Below are 698 nucleotides of genomic sequence, written 5' to 3'. Positions count from 1 at the left end.
CGAAGCCAACTGGCCGACCGGCTGCCGGCCTATATGGTGCCGGCCGCGGTCGTGGTCCTGGAGACGATGCCGTTGACGGTCAACGGCAAGCTCGACTTCCGAGCCCTACCGGCACCGGACTACAGCGCGGGTGTATACCGCGCACCTGCCACCCCTACCGAGGAGATCCTGGCCGGCATCTACGCCCAAGCCCTGGGCGTGGATCGCGTCAGTGTCGACGACTCCTTCTTCGAACTAGGCGGCGACTCCATTTTGTCGATGCAGGTGGTGGCCCGGGCCAAGGCCGCCGGCCTGATGTGTCGGCCTCGCGACATCTTCGTCGAACAGACAGTGGCCCGGTTGGCCCGGGTGGCAATGGTCGCGACCGACGTCGGTGACGTGGTGGATACCGGTGTCGGGCCGGTGGCGCCCACCCCGATCATCCGGTGGCTGCAGGACGTCAGCGGCCCCGTCGACCAGTTCAACCAGACCATGGTGGTGCAGGCGCCCGCGGGGGTGACCGAGGCGGACGTGGTCGTGCTGTTGCAGGCCTTGCTGGACCGGCATGCGATGTTGCGGTTGCGCGTCGACGAGGATGGCGGAGGGGAGTGGGCGCTGTCCGTGCCCGAGGCGACGGCGGTGGATGCGCGCGCATGCCTGCAATCGGTGGACGCGATATCCGATGCGGCGCTGGTCGCGGCGCGTTCGAGGTTGGATCC

General features: G+C 68.3%; 1 protein-coding gene. It reads left to right on the top strand.

The window, feature by feature from the left end; all coding sequences use genetic code 11:
* Positions 1 to 698, top strand: a 698-nt coding sequence (locus tag A5686_RS02360) for a phosphopantetheine-binding protein (RefSeq protein WP_231986258.1), incomplete at both ends; no start/stop codon positions are given.

The sequence above is a fragment of the Mycobacterium sp. E2479 genome (assembly GCF_001667925.1).
Taxonomy (GTDB): Bacteria; Actinomycetota; Actinomycetes; order Mycobacteriales; family Mycobacteriaceae; genus Mycobacterium.
This window is presented reverse-complemented; position numbering and strand designations above follow the sequence as displayed.